Here is an 18,274-nt window from a genome sequence, read left to right as displayed (position 1 = left end):
CACTTCGTCTGGCCCCCACTAGGAAGCCGTGAACAGCAGAACGGCGTTCTGGCCGCCGAAGCCGAAGGAGCAACTGATCCCCGCGTCGCCGCGCGTGGGACGGGGACGTCCGGCGACGATGTCCAGCTTGCAGTCCCCGTCCTGGCCTTCGAAGTTCGCCACCGGCGGGACGGCCGCATGGCGCAGCGCGAGAACCGTGTACGCCGCCTGGATCGCCCCGGCCGCCCCCAGCGCGTGCCCGATCACACCTTTGGACGCGGTGACCGGCGGCCCATCGTCACCGAAGACGCGGACGAGAGCTCGCGCCTCGGCCGCGTCGTTCAGCGGCGTGGAGGTGCCGTGCGCGTTGACGTGGCCCACGTTCCCCGGCCCGCACCCGGCGTCGGCGAGAGCGGTGTGGATGGCGCGGACCGCGCCGTCGCCCCGCGGGTGCGGGGCGAGGGGATGGTGCGCGTCGGCGCCCGCACCGTAACCCCGCAGCAGCGCCAGCACGGGAGCCCGGCGGGCCCGAGCCGCGCAGGCGCGTTCCAGGACGAGGATGGCAGCGCCCTCGCCCAGGACGAAGCCGTCACGTTGCGCATCGAACGGCCGGCTGGCCAGGGCCGGTTCCGCCCCGCGCCCGGACAGCGCCCGCATCCGCGTGAAGCACGTGGCCGTCATGCGCGAGCGAGCCGACTCGCTGCCGCCCGCCAGCACGATGTCGCAGGTACCGGACCGCAGCAGGTCCCGGGCCACTCCGATCGCGGTGGCGCCCGACGCACAGGCGCTGGCCGTGGTGAAGTTGGGTCCGCGCGCACCCAGGTCGATGGCGATCTCGCCCGCGGCCATGCTCGGAACGCTGCGCGGGAGCGCGAGCGGCGAGACCCGCTCCGGCCGCCCGGCGCCGAGGTGGCCGAACTCAGTGACGTACGTACTTAAACTGTTCGATCCCACGCCCAGCACGACACCGACTCGCTCTGCCTCCCAGGAACGGCGATCGAGGCGTGCATCCGCGACGGCCCGCCGGGCGGCGACGAGGGCGAACTGGATGAAGCGGTCCACCCGCCGCGCCGACGCCCGGCCGAGTTCCGTCTCGGCGTCGAAGTCTGTCACCCGGCAGGAGAAGTCGACCGGCAGACCCGCCAGGCCGGGATCCGTCGCGGCCAGCGAGCGCCCCCGGCACAGAGCCGCCCAGTTCGCCGCCGCCGTATGCCCGGCCGGAGTCACCAGCCCCAGCCCGGTGACCGCGACCTCAGCGCCCATGCTCGAACGCCCGAGCCGCCTCGCCCAGGGTCGACGACGGGCTCAGGTCCAGGGCGTTCTCGGGCAGGACGATCCCGTACTCCTCCTCCGCCGCCACCACCAACTCCATCAGCGACAGCGAGTCCATGCCGAGACTCTCGAACGTCGTCCTGCCGGAGAGCTCACCGGCATTCGCCTTTACGTTGAGATGGCCGGTCAGCAGGGCCAACAGCTCCTCGGGAAGGGCCGACTCCGCCGCGCCTTCCGCCGTTTGCCTCATGCCTGGGTCTCCTGTTTCCTCGCTGCGAGAGGCCCTGCGGCGCTGCCCGCGTTCATCCGTTCGTAGAGGTCACGCGCGCGCGAGGCCTGCGTCTCAAGCCACACCATGTGCTGACCGAGCCGATCCTGCGCCTGTCTCCCGGCCGCACCCAGCCCGGTCGTCGACATCACGCCAAGCGCACGCAACAGCGGCCCCACCACGTACTCGCGGTGGACGTCGAGGTTGAAGATGCCGGCCGCCGCGACCCGCGCCGCCCGCGCCCCGAACCCCGGGATCCCGGCCCCGGGCATCCGAAAGTCACACACCACGTCGGCCAGGGCCATCAGGGCCTCGTCCGGGAAGCCCTGCAGCGCGTCGGCGTACAGGCCCCGGTAGAACAGCATGTGCAGGTTCTCGTCCGCCGCGATCCGGGCCATCAGCTGCTCGCCCACCCGGTCACCGCACGACGCGCCGACGTTGCGGTGGGCCCGGTGGGTCGCCAGTTCCTGCACGGTGACGTACGCCAGCGCGTGCAGGACGGTCGGCAGGTCACTGCGGTACCCGGTGCTGACGTGCCGCATCCGCAGCTCCTCCAGGGCCACCGGGTCGACGGCCCGGCGGGCGTGGACATAGGCCCGCATGACGTCAGCGTGTCGGGCCTCCTCAGCCGTCCATCGGTGGATCCAGGTGCCCCAGGCACCGTCCCGCCCGAAGCGGGTCGCGATCTCGAAGTGGTAACTGGGCAGGTTGTCCTCGGTGAGGAGGTTGATGATCAGCGCGTCCTGCACGGGCTGCGACAGCGTCGACTGCGCCGATTCCCAGGCCGAACCCTTCAGCGGCCCGTCGAAGTCCCGCGCTGCGCTCCACGGCACGAACTGGTGCGGCAGCCAGTCACGCGCAGCCGCAAGGTGCCACTCCAGCAGCCGCTCGACCGATGGCTCCAGTTCCCGCAGCACGACTTCCGCCATAGCGCCAACCACGCCCGCACCTCCCCCTGTCCTGCCCGCTATCTGTGCATCTGTGCGTCACTGTGTGAACGCCGACGAGGGGTGTAGGGAACGATCTGTCACTCGTTAGTGATCGTAGGGCCATGCCGAGGTTGCAGGGCTGACCAGCGCTTTCAGGTCGGCTGGTTCGTGGTGGAGGGTCGTCAACACGTCGTCGCCGACGCGCCGACCGCCTGACAGGTCCAGCGCGGGGCCCCGCAGGAGCATCCCGGGGTGGGCTGTGCTGGTCAACTCACATCTCGCGGGGGGGGGCGGGACGGGCGGGTCCGAGCGGAAGCACCGTGACCGGTGCGGTGGTGGCGGACGGCCCGGTTATGGTCACCGTCGCGATGACCCGGCGCTTTGCGAGGTCACCCGCGACTCGGTGCTATGCGGCTCGCTGAGTTTCCGAGTGGATTGATGACTTCGTCGACCAGCATGGTGCCGCCCCGATCGGTGAGGCCGATCTGTACGGCCCAGACGCGACGGGCGTCGCGACCACGTGCCGCACCGGCCGCTCACAGGTGGCCGTCCAGGAAGCTCCCCATCTCGGCGATGCTCATAGGCCCCGTGCCGTGCGCCACCACCTCTCCGTCCTTCAGCAGAACGCAGGACGGGGCGCCGGTGATCCCGTAACGCTCGGTTGCGGCTGGACAACGTGTGATGTCGGCGCGGAGCACCGTCAGGCGGCCCGTGTACTCGTCGGCGATGCCGCCCACTACGAGGTCCATCATCCGGCAGGGCTCGATCGCCTTGGGCCATGTCCCGATGAAGTAGGCGAGGACCGGAACTCCGCTCATCCCGAGGATGAAATCGAACTCCGCGTCCTCACGGGGCCGGTGAACCCGCTTCGCCATGAAGCTCCTGACATCACGTTCCGTCATTCCGCCCCCCATCATCCCTTGCGCGGTGCGCCAAGCCGACCCGGTCGGTCGTACGGCTGGCATGTCGGAAGGGCATGCCTGTTCTTCTCCGGGGCCGCATCAACCAGCGATGGCACGGAGAACAAGGCACGATTCCTGGACCGCTCGCGGACGCGGTCGTGGACGGTCGACATTCGCCTCAGCTGCCCCGGAGACCCACCGCCAGCGTCAGTTCAAGGACCCGGTCCGGCGATGCGAGATCCGGAAACAGCTCCCGCAGCTGCGACATCCGGTACCGGACCGTCTGGGGATGGACGAACAACTCGGCCGCCACCTCTTCCCGCCTGCCCTGGTGCAGCAGCCACGCCCGCAACGTCTCCTCCAGCCGCCGTGCGGTCGCGGCAGGCAAGGTCCGCAAGGGTGCGAGGGCTCGGGCACGCAGGTCTGCGAGCGCGTCCGCGTCGGCGCTCAGCACCAGCTGGGGCAGGTGGTCCTCGGTGTCGCGAATATCGGAGGAGAGGGAGCGCGCGCGTGCGGCTCGTGCGTACGAGGCGGACGCGCGCGTCCATGGCCGGGCCGGGCCGACCACGGCGGTGCGGTCGGTCAGCTGCCGCAGGAGATGTGGTCGGTCGGCGTCGGGAACGAGCAGCACCCCTGTGGCGTCCGGCAGATCATCGAGGACAAGGGTGCTCGGGTCGAGTGTGCGGTAGGCGGGCCGGGCCTGGGCAGCCGGCAGCAGGACCGCGGTGAGCGAACCGGGAGGCTGCCATCCGGCCCGTTGAGCGGAGACCAGCAGCACGTCCGGGCTCGCGCCGGCGAGGAGGTCGCGGGCCAGGTGCTCGAGATGGCGCTCGTGTTCTCTGCCGCGGGCAGCCAGTTCGTCGGCGTGGCCCGCGGCGCTCGCGGCGGAGAGCTCGTCGATGTAGGCGAAGGTCAGCTCGGCGAACTTGGCGACCTCGGCGGCGGGCAACCCTGCGGGTACGGCCCCCGCTGCCAGGCATCGCCAGGCCACGCGGGCACCGACGCGGTAGGCGCTGAGCAGGGCGTCCATCGAACGGCCGTCGCGGACCTCGCCGCGTCCCAGCTCGTAGGCGGCGTCACCGCCGTCGCCGCCCGTGGCGTTCCCGCTCGCGAGGTCCAGGTAGTGCCCCAGGGCGGTGCGGACGGCTCGGCGGATGGTGGCGCCCATGTGGCCCGAGAGAGCGTTGGCGTAGGGAGGGACCTCGTCGATGATCGCCTGGACGACCTCGTCGGCGGTGGTCTTCAGCGCGGCCCGAAGTGCCGTGACCGTCGTCTCGTCCAGGGCCAGTTCACTGGCCCTCCGCATCACATGGCTCACATTTTATTCCCAGCGAACAATTAAGCCGAATAGATTTACGTTCTGCGGTCAGGACTTTACACCCTGAGGCGCAGCAAGCTGGAGCGATGACGAGTACAGCCCTCCGCAGCAGGGCGTGGAAACTACTGGAGACGGTCACGACGCCGCTGCTGCCGTCCGACTACCTCGACCTGTTCAGCCCGCTGCGTGCGGGCGCTGACCTGCGGGGGCGCATCGAGGCCGTGCACCCCGAGACGAGCGACGCCGCGACCATCGTGATCAGACCAGGACGGGGCTGGCGCGGCCACACAGCCGGTCAGTACGTGCGGATCGGAGTCGACGTCGACGGGGTGCGCCTGTGGCGTGCCTACTCGCTCACCTCACCGCCCAACCGCCAGGACGGCCGCGTCACGATCACCGTGAAGGCGATCCCGGACGGCAAAGTCAGCAACCATCTGGTCCGCAGGACGACACCGGGCACGCTGATCCAGCTCGACCAGGCGACCGGTGACTTCGTACTCCCGCAGGCCAAACCCGCCAAAGTGCTCTACCTGACGGCCGGCAGCGGCATCACGCCCGTCATGGGCATGCTGCGTGACACCGAATTCGACGACGTCGTCATGGTCCACTGCGCGCCACAGCCGCACGACGTGATCTTCCGCAAGGAGCTGCACGAGCTGGTCGCGGACAACAAGCTGCGGCTCACCGAGGTGCACACCGACACAGACGGCATGCTCGACATCGCCCGGCTCGACGAGCTCGTGCCCGACTGGGCCGAGCGCGAGACCTGGGCCTGCGGGCCCGCGGGCCTGCTCGACGCAGCCGAAGAGCACTGGACCGAGCACGGCGTCCAGGAACGCCTGCACACCGAACGCTTCCGCCCCAGCGTCGTCGTCGCCGGCGACGGCGGCGAGGTCACGTTCAGCGCCACCGGCAAGACCGTCGACGCGGACGGCGCCACGCCGTTGCTGGACGTCGGCGAAGAGGCCGGCGTGCTCATGCCGTCCGGGTGCCGCATGGGCATCTGCTTCGGCTGCACCTCGCCGCTCAAGGCGGGTGCCGTCCGCGATCTGCGCACCGGCGAGATCACCGAGGCCGAACCGGGCGTCCTCATCCAGACCTGCGTGTCCGCCGCCGCGGGCCCCTGCGACATCGAACGGTAGGAGCAGCTTGACCGCCATCGACCCCACCGCCCACCTGACCGCGGAGCAGATCGAGGAGCTCGGCCGCGAGCTGGACGCGATCCGCGACGAGGTGATCGCCAGCCGTGGCGAGAAAGACGCCGCCTACATCCGCAAGGTCATCTCGGCGCAGCGCAAGCTCGAGCTGGCCAGCAGGGGCGTGCTGCTGTTCTCGTTCTTCCCGCCCGCCTGGCTGATCGGCACCGCCGGGCTGTCCGTGGCCAAGATCATGGACAACATGGAGATCGGTCACAACATCCTGCACGGCCAGTGGGACTGGATGCGGGACCCGAAGATCCACTCCACCACCTGGGAATGGGATCACGTCTCGCCGTCCGACCAGTGGAAGCACTCGCACAACGAGCTGCACCACAAGTACACCAACGTGATCGGCAAGGACAACGACCTCGGCTACGGCATCATGCGCGTCGACGAGGACCAGAGGTGGCACCCGTTCCACCTCGGCCAGCCACTGTGGAACTTCATCAACGCCTGCTTCTTCGAGTACGGCATCGCAGCGTACGACCTGGAACTGGGCAAAAACCTGAGCAAGCGCCGCCGCAAGAACCCGGAGTTCCGCGCCCGGGCCAAGGCCGTGGGCCGCAAGATCCGCAAGCAGGTGCTCAAGGACTACGTGGTCCACCCGCTGCTGTCGGGCCCGTCGTTCCTCCCCACGCTCGCCGCCACGTTCACCGCGAACCTGGTCCGCAACATCTGGTCCCACTCGGTGATCATGTGCGGCCACTTCCCCGAGGGCGTGCAGGTCTTCGAGCGCCGGTCGATCAAGGGCGAGACGCGCGGCCAGTGGTACCTGCGCCAGATGATGGGCTCGGCGAACATCAGCGGAAGCAAGGCCATGCACTTCATGACCGGCAACCTCTCGCACCAGATCGAGCACCACCTGTTCCCGGACCTGCCGAGCAACCGGTACGCCGAGGTCGCGGTGAAGGTGCGCGCGCTGTTCGAGAAGTACGAGCTCGAGTACGTCACCGGGCCGCTGCCCAAGCAGGTGTTCTCCGCCTGGCGCAAGGTCATCCGACTCTCACTGCCGAACAAGAAGCCCAAGATCAAGACGGAAAACCGCGAGCAGGAACTCGCGGCCTGATTCCCGATATCGGTTCAGATCGCTACTTCCGGTGACCTGCGCGGGCCGGACCACCGGGCGGTTGTGTCAGGTCCCCGGTGGGAGGGCGTCACCGACCGGGCCCCCGGCCGCCGCCGCGGCGGCCTGCACGGCCAGGGGAACGACAGCGGTGGTCACCGTCTGCAGGAGGCCGGGGGTGTGCGTGGCGATCCACTGGCGCAGGCGGGCGCCGACACTCTGGACGGGCCGACCGGCGTCGGCCTCGGTCTCGAGTTCGTCGAGGAGGGCGTCCGCCTCGGCGCGCCGCTCGGGTCCGGCGAGGGCGGCGATCTCGCGCCGGAGGTCGGCGAGGGCGTCGCGGAGGGCGGCCGTCTCGTGGGTGGTGTGGTGTTCCTGGCGCTGGTCGACGGAGCGGCCGGCGGCGACCTGGGAGCCGGTGACCGCGCCGCCGATGCTGATGCTGATGTGGTCGCCCCCGGGCGGTGGCTGTGTCATGACCAGTTCCTGACTGTGAAGGTGAGGGAGTCTTCCGGGCCGCCTGGTGCGGGCTGGTCGGCGTAGGTGAGGAAGAGGGTGTAGGTGCCGGGCTGGGGTGTCACCTGGACGGCGATGTACTGCTGCGGTGGGGTGTTGCCCTTCACGTAGCCGCCGAAGGCCGTTCCGACCTCGAAGGGGAGACGTGTCCCGTCCGGCTGGCGCACATCGAGGTCCCGCGGTCCGAGGCCGACACCTCCGGGCGGGGCGTCGAGGATGGTCACGGTGAAGGTGAGCAGAAGGCTCCCCCGGCCCGCACGCAGCTTCGGCGCCATATTGCCTGGGGCGTCGAGAGCGACATCGGTGCGGTACTGGCCGCCGAGCACGTTCAGTTCCATCCAGTCGTTGCGCAGGACTCCGCCGCCGACCACCTCGTACGGAGCGTGTGCGACGAGGGGGCCGCCGCGTGCGCCGGGGACGAGCGGCACCGTGGTGACCTCCTCCGCGTAGGCGGGGAACTCCAGCCGGGCGTCCTCCCAGCGGAAGCCCTCGTAGAGCGGGAAGGTGAACGTCGCCCGGCTCCACGCCGCCCCGGCCGAGGTGGTGTTGGTGAGGGACGGCGTGCGCCTGCCGCCCTGCCACAGGACGGGGGTGTACTCCAGGCGTCGGGTCGGCGGTCCGGTGAGTTCGTTGCGCACCGAGGAGGTGATCTGCAGGCGCGGCCGGCCGCTACTGTCGCGGTCGACGAGGGCGCCCACGATGTCGTAGCGGAAGCCGTCCGCGTAGGCGGTCGTGCCGATGTGGCGCCCGCCGAAGGGGAAGTTCTTCCACGGATCGGTCTCTTCCGGGGACGGGATGTTCTGCTCGGGAGAGGAGCCGTGTCCTCCTCCCCCGCCGTCCTGTCCCGCGGAGGCACCGGCGGAGCCGGCGTCGCCCGTCCCCGCGTCGCTGGATCCGGCCGTGCGGGTCGGCTGCGTGTGCCCCTGCGTCACCGGCCATTCGGCGGAGGACGGGGGTCTCGTGGTCGGTGTGTCCTCTCCGCCGAAGGCGGTCAGGCCGAACGCCCCCGCGGCGACGGCTGCCGCTGCCGCCAGCAGGGCCTTGCCGGTGAGCAGGCCGTGGTGCCAGGGCCCTGATGGTGCCGGGGACGGGGAGGGGTGCGCGGAGGCGTTGTGGGCCGTCCCCGTGACCGGGTCGGGTACGGCGGGGTCGTTCAGGAGTTCACGCAGCAGGTCTCCTCCGCGCACGCCGAGGGCGGCGGCGGCCGAGAGCAGGGTGGCGGCTTTGGCCACGTCTCCCAGGCAGAGGGCGCGGATGCCCGACTCGTGGGTGAAGTACGCCTCGTCGTCGCGCAGTCGGGAGCGTCTGGCCGCCTGCAGGCCGGAGTCGAGCAGGCGGCCCCAGGCCCGCCAGCGCAGTCCGAGCATGAGTCGTGGGGCTCCTGCCCGGGCGAGGCGGGTGACCAAGGTGTCCAGGCCCGCGTCGGCGGCCCGCTGGACCAGAGATGTCACCACCTCGACCTCGGCGGCGGCGTCGCCCGGCGCGGCTCGGGCCAGCCAGTCGGCGACGGCTCCCGCCACTGCGGGCAGGCGGGACTCCCCAGGTGTCTGCGCCAGTGCCGCGGCGACTCCGTCGGCCAGGCGCAGCCGTGTGTCGGTGCGGACCAGCAGGCTGGCGCGCACCAGTTCCTCCACGTCCGCGGGGGCGGCGCCCGGTAACGCCTCGACCAGGGAGGTGCCCCATTCGGCGTCACCGGCCACAGCGAGATCCCGCATGAGCGCTGCCGCTGTGGTGCCGAGCCAGGCGACCAGCTTGGGGACGAGGAGCGGCAGGCCGTCCGCCGGCGGTACCTCCGGCGGGATGCCATGCTCGGCTGCCTCCCGCAGATACGCCGCGACCAGTCCGAGGCGTCCGGGGTGGCCGTCCGTCGACTCCCATGCCCGCTCCGCCTGCGCGGATTCCTCGGCGGTGAGCGGTCGGCCGAGGGCGTCCTCGAAGAGGGTGAGCGCTGCGGGCAGCGGCAGGCCGCGCAGGCCGACCGTGCAGCCACCGGTGAGGTTCATTCGCTCCGAAGCGGCAAGGACCACACAGTGGGGCAACGTCTGCACCAGGTCGGCCAGTTCCGCGGGCGAGCAGTCGAGATCGTCCAGGACGACGAGGATGCGCAGGGCGGCGAGGAGACGGCGGCGCTCGGATTGCGCGGGAAGGTGGAGGCCGGAGACCTGGTAGGTGGCGAGGAAGACCTCCTGCAGCACCTCCTCCGGCGGGAGGCCGCGCGCGGAGAGCAGGACGGTGCCGTCGACGGTGGCGGCCGCCGTGCCGAGCGTGCCCCGTCCGGTGGCGTGCAGCAGCAGTGTGGTCTTGCCGATGCCGGACGGTCCGTACACCTGGACGGGTTCGCCGGCCTCTACGGCGTCGGCGAGGCGGGCGAGTTCGCGCTCACGGCCGAGGGCGGTGAGCGCCCTGCGGGTGCGCACGGTACGGGGCAGCGTGCGCCGCTCCGGGCCGGCCGCCTCGGCGCCGTCGACGAACAACACGGTCGCGAGACCGTTCGCCTGGATCTGCACCACCTTGCCGCCGATGCCCACCTGCGATCCTGTGAGGTCACCCTCCACGGCCACTGAACCGCCGGCCGCCGTCGTCTGTGCGCCGAGCAGTTGGGGCGGCGTGCGGCGTGGAGGCGCCGGCTCGGGCAGTTCGGTCGGTGACACGTCACCGCCGGGGGCAGGTGCGGTGTCACCGGGCCCGGCGGCCTTTGGCGGCAGCGCCGACTCGGCCGGAGCCACGCCTTGGTTCCGGTCAGGTGGCGGGGCGGTCGCGGGGTCCGTCGTGTTCCCGGCTTCTGCCTGCGAAGACGCGCCGCTGTCGGGCTCGTCCGCCACGGGCGGGCCCCCCTTTCCCTCCGGGTTCCCGTGCACGACAGGGCGGCTGCGCCTCGCGCCGGGCTCCCGGCCCAGCATGCTGCCGGTCGCCCACCCCTCGCCAGCAGAATGCCCCATTCCGCTCCTTGTGGGCGAACAGAGCGGGACGGTTGCACCGAGCGGGCCTGCGGGGTCGCGCAAGCTGCCTGTCGGGGCCGGGCTCTGGGAACGGAGAACGCTGCTCCGCAGGAACCTGCTCATGCGTCCAGGCCGTCGAGGTCCGGGTGCAGCTTGGGCCGGGCGTCGCGTCCCAGCAGGCGCGGAAGGGGTTGTTGTCGACGTTCGAGAGATAGGCGTGGGCGGCCGCCCGGTACAGCAGGTCCGCCTGGCGGGCGGAGACCGCGGGTTGGTTCCACACGATGCGGATGCCGCCGGTGACCGGGTCGCCCGCCCTCGGCGGTGGGGGCGGCGGGCTGGCTCAGTGAGCTTCTTCAGCGTTGCCGCCCCAGGGTGCGGACGGCCTTGGCGATTGACGTCATGCGGTTCGGCGGTGAGGGCCGCGTCGGTGACCGCGGTCGCCATCCACATGGCCGAGGCGAACGCATCACGCAGGAGCGGGGCGACGGGTTGGCCGCGGCCGTAGCAGCGGCTGCGTCGAGGACTTGGGCGATCAGCGCAGTGGTGGCCGTCAGGCGAGCACGGCCAAGAGGGCGGCGGCCTGCGCGGCGAGCATGCCGAGCAGGGCGGCGCGGTCGGCGGACCAGTCCAGGCGCAGGGTGGCGAGGACGGCAGGCAGGCGTCGGGTGGTGGCAGCCAGGCGGAGGCCGTCGTGTTGATCGTCGACATACCGCATGACGGGCGCGGGGCCGACGCGGGCATGGGTTCGGCAGTCCCCTCAGCACGTCCGCCCCATAATTCACCGAACTCGCGGGGAGCCCTGAAAGGCACCCGGCCCCGGCCTCGACGCGCCGACTGTCGGCGGGTCGTCTCCTCCGGCAGAATCGCCAGGCCGCACTTTCCTAGGGGGGAACCACGATGGCGATACCCGAGCTCACGGGCCTGCCACTGCTAGGCTCGCTGTTCGACCTCAAGAACGACTCCCTGGGCACCTTCCTCAGAGCCCAGCGCGAGCACGGGGACGTCGTGCGGATCAGCGCGGGGCCGCCCGGCATGCGGGCGACCGTACACTGCGTGTTCTCCGCCGAAGGCGCCCAGCAGGTCCTGGCCTCCGACGCCGCCAACTTCCGCAAGGACAACGCCTTTTACCAGGAGATCCGCGAGTCCTTCGGCAACGGGCTGCTCACCAGCCAGGACAGCGACTATCTGCGTCAACGACGGCTCGTCCAGCCGCTCTTCACCCGCCGCAGCGTGGACACGTACGCCAGTGCCGTCGCCGCCGAGGTCACCCGGCTCACCGACGGCTGGCGGGAACGGGCCGAGGAGAGCGTCGACGTCGTCCAGGAGATGACCGGGCTCGCGCTGCGGGCCGTCGCCCGAATCCTGTTCGGTACCGACGTCGAGGAGACAGTCGGCATCGTCGAGCGCTGCTTCCCCGTCCTCGGCGCGTACGTGACCAGCCGCGGCTTCGCGCCCCGCAAGCTTCCTCGCCGCTGGCCCACGCCTGCCAACCGGCGGGCCGCCGTTGCCCACGAGGAGCTCTACGCCGTCTGTGACCGGATCATCGGAGAGCGACGGGCGGCCGGAACGACTGGTGCGGGGCGGGACCTGCTGACCCTGCTGGTCGCGGCCGGCAGCGACGAGGACGGCGGCTTCGACGCGGCCGAACTGCGCGAGCAGGTCCTGGTGTTCCTCCTCGCCGGCCACGAGACGACCGCCACCTCGATGGCCTTCGCGCTGCACCTCCTCGCCCGCCACCCCGAGGAGCAAAGGCGCGTGCACGAAGAGCTCGACCGGGTCCTGGCGGGCCGCACGCCCGACGCCACCGACCTCGACGCGCTGCCCCACCTCACCCGGGTCCTCAAAGAGGCCATGCGGCTCTTCCCGGCCGCCCCGGCCATCGGCCGCCGGGCCGTCACCGCCACCGAGATCGGCGGCCGCACCATCCCCGCCGGCGCCGACGTCATCGTCTCCCCCTGGGTGACCCACCGCCACCCCGCCTACTGGGACGACCCCGAGCGCTTCGACCCCGACCGCTTCACCCCCCAAGCTGAGGCCGCGCGCCCCCGCTACGCCTGGTTCCCCTTCGGCGGCGGCCCCCGCGCCTGCATCGGCCAGCACTTTTCCATGCTGGAATCAGCCATCGCCCTCGCGATGATCCTGCAGTCCTACCGACTGGAGGCCGTCGACACCCACGTCCCACTGGGCTCCGCCATCACCCTCCAAGCCCTCGGACCCGCCCGCTGCCGACTCAAAACCCGCACCTGATCGACGTACTGAGGGGCGTACCGTCACCGCACCCGAGGCCGGGTGCGGACCACTTCGCGGCGATCGGTGAGCTCGAGGTCGGCGTCCCGGGGGGGGCCGAGCACCGGCAGCCCGGCGGGGGTGTCGCCGTCGAGCAGCGCGCCGGCCTCGGCGATCGTGCCGGCCGGTTCCCGCCCCGAGCCCTCCCGCCGACGAGAGCTGCGGCCAGTCCGAGATGCGCGGAGAACGCGGGCCCAACGCCCGCGGCTTCGTCTGCCTCCCCACGCAGTGCACGGACTCCGCGCAGCCGGCCAGGGACGGATTCTCCGCTACGGCGGCTTCGACGGCTCGCCCGAGACCACCTGCCCTGGTACGCCCCTCCGTTCGGCCCCACCACCGGGAGCCATCCCGGTGACGCACACCCGGCTCGTGCCGACCGCGCCGACCGGGACGGGTAGGCCTCCGCACACGACACTGCTCCGCGAGTCATGAGGAGACCAGACATGTACGCAGTGATCCGGCGGTATGAAGGCGTCACCGACCCGGCCGAAGCGGGACGCAGGGTCGAGGCCGAGTTCGTGCCGCTGCTGCGCCAGGTCACAGGCTTCGTGGCCTACTACTGGGTCGATGCAGGCAACGGAGTGATGGTGTCGACGAGCGTCTTCCAGGACCGGGCCGGCGCCGATGAGTCGACGGAGCGAGCAAAGGACTTCGTCCAGCGCAGCCTCGCCTCCCTGCTCCCCCAACCCCCTCAGGTCACCGCCGGTGAGGTCGTGGCCCACGCGTAGCCAAGTACGCGGCCCGGCGCGGTCGGGCCGCCAGGAGTGTGACCGCGACCACGCGCGCCGACGCCCGCGGGCCGTGGGCCAGGGCGCGTATCGAGTCGTGATCAATTTGCGGGATGCGCCTTAGTGGCAGGGTCCGATGGACGGTCTGACCTGACTCGAGTGCAACTGACCGACTCGGATGGGGAGTTCATCGAGCCGTACCTGCCGATCGGCGGGTACCGCCACCTGCGCAAACGTCGTATCAAGGCGGTCATCCCGGAGAAAGGGGAGCAGGCCGCCAACCGGAAGAAGAAGGGCTCCGGGCGTGGCCGACTCGTCAGCCACGACGCCGATTGCAGGAGTTGAGTCAACGGTCAACCAGCCGTGGACGCAGGGCTTCACCCATGGATTCCGCGTCGGTGTCGTCGGTGCCGACCGGGCCGCGGGGAAGCATCCGGTCCAGCCACTTCGGCAGCCACCAGTTGGTCCGGCCGAGGAGTGTCATGGTCGCCGGTACCAGCACCATGCGTACGACCGTGGCGTCGATGAAGATCGCGGTGGCCAGGCCGAGCCCGAACATTTTGGTGGAGGGGTCGTCAGCGACGGCGAAGGACAGGAAGACCGCCACCATGATGAGGGCGGCCGAGGTGATGATCCGGGCGGTGCGCGAGACGCCCTCGACGATCGCCGTGCCGTTGTCGCCGGTGCGCAGGTACTCCTCGCGTACGCGGGAGAGGAGGAACACCTCGTAGTCCATCGACAGGCCGAACAGGATGGCGAAGAGGAACATCGGGATGAACGACACGATCGGAACCGTCGCTTCCAGCCCGATGAGTGCGCCTCCCCAGCCCCACTGGAAGACCGCGACCATGATGCCGTAGGACGCGCCGATGCTCAGCAGATTCAGCAGTACCGCCTTGAGCGGTACGAGTATCGAGCGGAAGACCAGCATCAGCAGCAGGAACGACATCGCCAGCACGGCGGCGACGAACACCGGCAGGCGTTGGCTGGTGCGTCGACCCACATCGGACAGGCTCGCGGCGGCGCCGCCGACGTGGGCCCTGGCCGGGCCCTGCCCGATCGCCGTGGGCAGCACCTCAGTGCGCAGCCGGGCGATGGTGTCGGCCGTGGCCTTGTCCTGAGGGCTGGTGGTCGGGAACACCACGAGGGTCGCGATGCCGCTGGCCCGATCGATGTGCGTCGGCGCGACGGATGCGATGCCAGGATCCGCCGCGACCGCCCCGACGAGTCGGTCCACCACTCCCCGATCTCCGGAGGGGTCCGCGGCGATGACGAGGGGACCGTTGGTGCCCGGGCCGAACCCCTCGGCGACGAGGTCGTACGACCGGCGCTCGGTACGGCTCTGCGGCAGTGAGCCGTCGTCGGGCAGGCCGACGCGCAGGCCGAGCACGGGCAGCGTCGCAGTCAGCAGCAGGCCCGCCGCGCCGACCGCGTACGGCACCGGGTGCCGGCTGACGTGCCCGATCCAGCGACGCCACCCGGCGGCGTGGGCAGCGCCTGCCGCCGAATACCGCCGCGGTGCGAGTCGGCCCTGCAGAGCCCGGCCGATCCGGCCGGCCCGGGCCAGGCGAGGGCCCGCCGCGCCGAGGAAAGCCGGCAGCAGCGTCACCGACGCGAGCACCATGGTCAGGACGACGATCGAGACGGCGAGCCCGCCGACCGTCATGAATGGCACGTTCGCGACCGCCATGCCGAGGATCGACACGACGACGGTGCCGCCGGCGAAGACCACCGGCCGCCCCGCCGTTGCCACCGCCCGTCCGGCCGCCGCCTGCAGATCGAGCCCGCGCGCGAGGTACTCCCGGTGCCTGGCGAGCACGAACAGCGCGTAGTCGATGCCCACTCCGAGTCCGACCATGCTGCCCAGGACCGGTGCGAAGGTGGGGACCTCTGTGACCCCCGCCAGTACCGTCATCGTGGCGACCCCGACGGTCAGTCCGAAGACCGCCATGCCGATCGGCAGCGCGGCGGCGACGAGCGAACCGAACGCCAGGAACAGGATCGCGGCCGCGGCGAGGAGGCCGATCAACTCGCTCGCGCCGCCGTCGGGGTCGGAGAAGGCGTAGAAGAGGCTCCCGCCCATCTCGATGCGCAGCGGCAGTTCGGCGCGCAGCCGGTCGCCGAGGTCGACGAGGGCGTCGAGGTCTTCGGCCGACAGCCGGCTCTGGTCGGGGTACTGCACCCGGACGACCGCGATCCGCCCGTCGGCCGAAACGAGTCCGCCGCGCACGGCGGTGTCCCCGCCCGTGTCGAGCGCCCCCGCCGGGTCGCTCGTGCCGAGCACGTGCGGCAGCCGCTTCACCTCGGCCCGCAGCCGCGTGAGAGCGGTGCGCGCGCCGTCGTCGTCGAAGAACGTCGCACCGTCGCCGAGGGGGGTGACCACCACTTGGGCGGTCATCCCCTCCTGGCCGGTGCCTGCCCGCTCGATCAGTTCCGCGGCCCGCTGGGAGTCCAGTCCCGGAGCGGTCATCGAGTCCGCGGTACGCCCGCCGAAGGCGACGGCGGCGAGGACGGCGAGCGTGGCGGCGATCAGCCATGCCGCGATCACCCGCCAGGGATGGCGAGCGGCGCTTGCGCCCAGGCGCAACAGGGCTTTCGAGAGCATCGGGTCCTCCAACCACCTCGTCGGCCGTCCTTGTACGGCCGACGATGCCGAGGCTCGTCGCCACGGCGCTCCGCGGCATCGGCCCGCGGGCCGCGAATCCGTCGGCCCCGGGGAGGAGTGACGACCCGTCCTTTCGGCCGATGCGCGGGACGCCGCGGTCCCTAAGCTGAGAACCGTGCTCCGAGACGACCTGCGAACCCTGTGGACCGAACCCCGGCCGCCCGACGCGCCCGCCCGGGTGTGGCGGGACTGGGCGCTGCTCGCCGCGGGCCTTGCCGGTGTGGCGCTGGAGGCCACCCTGCGCGAGGACGTCGTGTGGCGGCCGGTGGCGGTGGTGCTCGCCCTATGGCTGTGCCTGCTGCCCCTGTGGCGCCGGACCCGCCCGCTGGCGATGGTGACGCTGGCGTTCGGCTCGGTGATCCTGCTTCCGGTGGCCTCGCTCGTCGGCGCACCGCGCGAGCCCGTCGGCCTGTACACCGGCGCGGTCGTGCTCGTGCTGGTGTACGCGCTGCCCCGGTGGGGATCGGGACGCGAGACCGTGCTGGGCGGCGCGGTGATCCTCGCGGCCGGCGCGCTTTGTTCCGTCACGGACGAGACCCCGGTCTTCGAGAACGTCGTGGGTCTCGCCTTCCTGCTGCTGCCCGGCGTGATCGGGGCCGCCGTGCGGTTCCGGGTGACCGCTCGCGAGCGGCAGTTGGAGCAGGTGCGCTCCCGCGAGCGCGAGCAGCTCGCCCGGGAACTGCACGACACGGTGGCCCACCACGTGTCGGCCATGGTGATCATCGCCCAGGCGGGCCGGGTGCTCGCGGGCGCCGACCCGTCCGCCGCCGTCGAGGCGCTGGAGGGGGTCGAGGAGGAAGGGGCGCGCACGCTGGAGGAAATGCGCGCCATGGTCGCCGCGCTGCGCGACCGCGGGGTCGGCGCCGAGCTGGCGCCTCCTGCCGGAGTCGCGGATCTGGAGCGCCTGGTGCGCACCCCGGGTGGTCGCCTCAGGGTCGACCTGGGGCTCGACGGCGAACTGGACGCGCTGCCCCCGGCCGTGGACGCGGCCGTCTACCGGATCGTGCAGGAGTCGGTGACCAACGCCCTGCGCCATGCGGTCGACGCGACCGAGCTCGTCGTACGGGTCGCCGCGGAACGGCACACGGTACGGGTGAGCGTGCGCGACAACGGCCGGCGCACCGGCCGGGGTCGCGACGGATACGGACTTACCGGACTGCGCGAGCGCGCGACCCTGCTCGGAGGCACACTACGAGCCGGCCCGGGTACCGACCGGGGCTGGCACGTCGAAGCCGAACTGCCGAGAGCGAGGAGCGAGAGCGGTGTCCATTCGGGTCCTCGTCGCTGACGACCAGGCGATCATCCGCACCGGGTTGCGGATCATGCTCAACGCCCAGCCCGGCATCGAGGTGGTCGGCGAGGCCGCCGACGGGCGGGAAGCGGTACGTCTGGCCCGCGAACTACGCCCCGACGTCTGCCTGTTCGACATCCGCATGCCCGTACTCGACGGGCTCGAGGCCACCCGGCTGGTCGCCGGCCCGGGCGTCGCCGACCCGCTGGCCGTGGTCGTCATCACCACGTTCGACCTCGACGAGTACGTCTACGGCTCACTGCGTGCCGGCGCCCGCGGATTCCTCCTCAAGGACACGGGAGCGGACCTTCTGGCGCAGGCCGTACGGTCGGCGTCCGACGGTGAGGCGCTCATCGCGCCCAGCGTCACCGTCCGTCTGCTCCAGGCGTTCGCGGACCTGCCCGCGCGGCCGGCCCGTGGCCCAGCCGGTCTCCCCCGTCACCGCCCGCGAGGAGCAGGTGCTCCTCGCCGTCGCTCGCGGGCTGACCAACACCGAGATCGCCGATGCACTGCACATCAGCCTCAGCACGGTGAAGACGCATCTGGCCAGCCTGATGGCGAAACTCGGCGCCCGCAACCGGGTCGAGATCGCGATGTGGGCCTACGAAACGCGCCGTATCCTCCCCGCAACCTGAGCCGGGTGCCGGGCCATGTCCCATGAGTCCCCGCCCGGACGTCAGTATCACGTTTCCATACCGACGCACCCGGCAGCTCGCGGTCCAGTCCTACACCCACGACCGTCGACGCTTTGCCAGAAAATCGCCCCACATGCGCACGCGGGCAGCGCGGCCATCGCGTGAACTCCGCCGGCCGTCCCGGCGCTTATGTGACCCATACCTGTGCAGGTCAAGCGAGTGACAGCCAAGATGACGTAACGATTTCGGGGGCTCCGCCCGGAGTGACCCATCATTGGTGATCT

General features: G+C 71.3%; 15 protein-coding genes and 1 pseudogene. 7 read left to right on the top strand and 9 right to left on the bottom strand.

Features of this window, described 5'->3' with window-relative positions; all coding sequences use genetic code 11:
- Positions 1-18 precede the first annotated feature (18 nt).
- The 5 genes from RKD23_RS38500 to RKD23_RS38480 all read right to left on the bottom strand — a co-directional run bounded on the left by RKD23_RS38500 (position 19) and on the right by RKD23_RS38480 (position 4,668).
- Entirely contained in the window at positions 19-1,242 is a 1,224-nt protein-coding gene (locus RKD23_RS38500) for a beta-ketoacyl-[acyl-carrier-protein] synthase family protein (protein WP_424857990.1), read from the bottom strand.
- The gene (locus RKD23_RS38495; RefSeq protein WP_424857989.1) at positions 1,232-1,501 is read right to left on the bottom strand and encodes an acyl carrier protein; all 270 of its coding nucleotides are present in this window, start codon (positions 1,499-1,501) and stop codon (positions 1,232-1,234) included. The genes RKD23_RS38500 and RKD23_RS38495 overlap by 11 nt, the downstream gene beginning before the upstream one ends.
- Positions 1,498-2,448 carry an acyl-ACP desaturase gene (locus RKD23_RS38490; RefSeq protein ID WP_424857988.1) on the bottom strand — a complete coding sequence of 317 codons (951 nt, stop codon included), beginning with the start codon at positions 2,446-2,448 and terminating at the stop codon, positions 1,498-1,500. Before RKD23_RS38490 ends, RKD23_RS38495 begins: the two co-directional genes overlap by 4 nt.
- A 536-nt stretch (positions 2,449-2,984) precedes the next feature.
- Complete coding sequence (locus RKD23_RS38485; protein ID WP_424857987.1) at positions 2,985-3,323, bottom strand: thioredoxin family protein; 339 nt, start codon at positions 3,321-3,323, stop codon at positions 2,985-2,987.
- A 205-nt stretch (positions 3,324-3,528) separates the two neighbouring features.
- A complete protein-coding gene (locus tag RKD23_RS38480) occupies positions 3,529-4,668 on the bottom strand; it encodes a helix-turn-helix domain-containing protein (RefSeq protein ID WP_424857986.1) in 1,140 nt (379 codons plus the stop codon).
- A gap of 86 nt (positions 4,669-4,754) precedes the next feature.
- Between RKD23_RS38480 and RKD23_RS38475 the strand changes: the two genes are divergently transcribed.
- Together RKD23_RS38475 and RKD23_RS38470 are read left to right on the top strand one after the other, a co-directional pair.
- Complete coding sequence (locus tag RKD23_RS38475; RefSeq protein WP_424857985.1) at positions 4,755-5,810, top strand: ferredoxin reductase; 1,056 nt, start codon at positions 4,755-4,757, stop codon at positions 5,808-5,810.
- Between the two features lie 7 nt (positions 5,811-5,817).
- Positions 5,818-6,933, top strand: a complete 1,116-nt coding sequence (locus RKD23_RS38470; RefSeq protein WP_424857984.1) for a fatty acid desaturase family protein — start codon at positions 5,818-5,820, stop codon at positions 6,931-6,933.
- Between the two features lie 66 nt (positions 6,934-6,999).
- On the opposite strand, the gene RKD23_RS38465 is transcribed toward RKD23_RS38470, so the two are convergent.
- The 3 genes from RKD23_RS38465 to RKD23_RS38455 all read right to left on the bottom strand — a co-directional run bounded on the left by RKD23_RS38465 (position 7,000) and on the right by RKD23_RS38455 (position 11,100).
- On the bottom strand, positions 7,000-7,407 hold the full coding sequence (locus RKD23_RS38465; RefSeq protein WP_424857983.1) for a hypothetical protein: 408 nt from the start codon (positions 7,405-7,407) through the stop codon (positions 7,000-7,002).
- Entirely contained in the window at positions 7,404-10,172 is a 2,769-nt protein-coding gene (locus RKD23_RS38460) for a hypothetical protein (protein ID WP_424857982.1), read from the bottom strand. Before RKD23_RS38460 ends, RKD23_RS38465 begins: the two co-directional genes overlap by 4 nt.
- A gap of 763 nt (positions 10,173-10,935) precedes the next feature.
- Positions 10,936-11,100 carry a hypothetical protein gene (locus RKD23_RS38455; protein WP_424857981.1) on the bottom strand — a complete coding sequence of 55 codons (165 nt, stop codon included), beginning with the start codon at positions 11,098-11,100 and terminating at the stop codon, positions 10,936-10,938.
- 182 nt (positions 11,101-11,282) lie between these two features.
- Here RKD23_RS38455 and RKD23_RS38450 point away from each other — a divergent pair, with 182 nt between their 5' ends.
- From RKD23_RS38450 to RKD23_RS38440, 3 genes are all read left to right on the top strand, one after another.
- On the top strand, positions 11,283-12,632 hold the full coding sequence (locus RKD23_RS38450; protein WP_424857980.1) for a cytochrome P450: 1,350 nt from the start codon (positions 11,283-11,285) through the stop codon (positions 12,630-12,632).
- Positions 12,633-13,114: 482 nt separating this feature from the next.
- Positions 13,115-13,399 carry a hypothetical protein gene (locus RKD23_RS38445; protein ID WP_424857979.1) on the top strand — a complete coding sequence of 95 codons (285 nt, stop codon included), beginning with the start codon at positions 13,115-13,117 and terminating at the stop codon, positions 13,397-13,399.
- A 159-nt stretch (positions 13,400-13,558) separates the two neighbouring features.
- Positions 13,559-13,744 carry a hypothetical protein gene (locus RKD23_RS38440; RefSeq protein WP_424857978.1) on the top strand — a complete coding sequence of 62 codons (186 nt, stop codon included), beginning with the start codon at positions 13,559-13,561 and terminating at the stop codon, positions 13,742-13,744.
- A 1-nt stretch (position 13,745) separates the two neighbouring features.
- On the opposite strand, the gene RKD23_RS38435 is transcribed toward RKD23_RS38440, so the two are convergent.
- Positions 13,746-16,004, bottom strand: a complete 2,259-nt coding sequence (locus tag RKD23_RS38435; protein ID WP_424857977.1) for an MMPL family transporter — start codon at positions 16,002-16,004, stop codon at positions 13,746-13,748.
- A gap of 175 nt (positions 16,005-16,179) precedes the next feature.
- On the opposite strand from RKD23_RS38435, the gene RKD23_RS38430 reads away from it, so the two are divergent.
- Positions 16,180-17,352, top strand: coding sequence for a sensor histidine kinase (locus tag RKD23_RS38430; RefSeq protein ID WP_424857976.1), 1,173 nt, complete (start codon positions 16,180-16,182; stop codon positions 17,350-17,352).
- A pseudogene (locus tag RKD23_RS38425) lies at positions 17,327-17,990 on the top strand (response regulator). Before RKD23_RS38430 ends, RKD23_RS38425 begins: the two are co-directional and overlap by 26 nt.
- The last annotated feature ends 284 nt before the right edge of the window (positions 17,991-18,274 follow it).

Origin of the sequence: Streptomyces sp. SAI-170 (assembly GCF_049739565.1) — a bacterium.
GTDB lineage: Bacteria > Actinomycetota > Actinomycetes > Streptomycetales > Streptomycetaceae > Streptomyces.
The sequence above is the reverse complement of the archived record's forward strand: the minus strand, read 5'-3'. Positions and strand labels throughout refer to the sequence as shown.